The sequence below is a fragment of the Sphingobium sp. IP1 genome, from assembly GCF_002708645.1.
GTDB classification, from domain to species: domain Bacteria; phylum Pseudomonadota; class Alphaproteobacteria; order Sphingomonadales; family Sphingomonadaceae; genus Sphingobium; species Sphingobium yanoikuyae.
In genome coordinates this window covers 1-882 of record NZ_NOIW01000262.1, presented here as the reverse complement: position 1 = coordinate 882, position 882 = coordinate 1, and the positions used below count along the sequence as shown (strand labels likewise).

Annotated in this window: 1 protein-coding gene; it reads left to right on the top strand. The window is 58.0% G+C overall.

The window, feature by feature from the left end; all coding sequences use genetic code 11:
- Positions 1–65 precede the first annotated feature (65 nt).
- On the top strand, positions 66–830 hold the full coding sequence (locus CG471_RS29865) for an IS6 family transposase (protein WP_006949122.1): 765 nt from the start codon (positions 66–68) through the stop codon (positions 828–830).
- Positions 831–882 lie beyond the last annotated feature (52 nt).

The window sequence follows — 882 nt, the reverse complement described above, 5'->3', positions numbered from 1 at the left end:
GGCTCTGTTGCAAACTCTGACACGGTTTCCAAGATTGGGCTCATGTACTGTCAAGGTCAGTTGCGATGAACGATTTCAAAGGACGGCATTTTACCGGCGAGGTCATCCTATGGGCGGTGCGCTGGTATTGTCGATACGGCATCAGCTACCGTGATCTCGAGGAAATGCTGTCCGAGCGTGGGATCGATGTCGATCATACGACGATCTATCGCTGGGTGCAGCGCTACGCGCCGGAGATGGAGAAGCGTCTCCGCTGGTTCTGGCGGCGCGGCTTTGATCCGAGCTGGCGTCTGGATGAGACCTACGTAAAGGTGCGGGGCAAATGGACCTACCTGTACCGGGCGGTCGACAAACGGGGCGACACGATTGATTTCTATCTGTCATCGACACGCAGCGCCAAAGCGGCGAAGCGCTTTCTGGGCAAAGCTCTTCGTGGCCTGAAGGACTGGGAAAAGCCGGCCAAACTCAATACCGACAAGGCACCCAGCTACGGCGCAGCAATCGCTGAGCTGAAACGCGAAGGCAAACTGGCGGCGGAAACCGAGCACCGGCAGGTGAAATATCTGAACAACGTGCTCGAGGCCGACCACGGCAAGCTGAAGATGCTGATCAAGCCGGTACGTGGCTTCAAGTCGATGCCAACGGCCTACGCCACGATCAAGGGCTTCGAGGTCATGCGCGCCCTACGCAAAGGACAGGCCCAGGCATGGTGCCTGCAGCCAGGTATCATGGGGGAGGTGCGCCTGGTTGAAAGAGCATTCGGAATTGGACCCTCGGCCCTGACCGAAACCATGATTATGCTCAATAAGCATTTCGCCAATGCTGCCTAATCCCCCAACTGGGTGACGCCGCGCGGCCGTGCCCCATGTTTGCAACAGAGCC

Excerpts from the sequence above, each read along its gene's own strand:
- CG471_RS29865 (WP_006949122.1), top strand. The coding sequence starts at position 66 with ATGAACGATTTCAAAGGACGGCATTTTACCGGCGAGGTCATCCTATGG.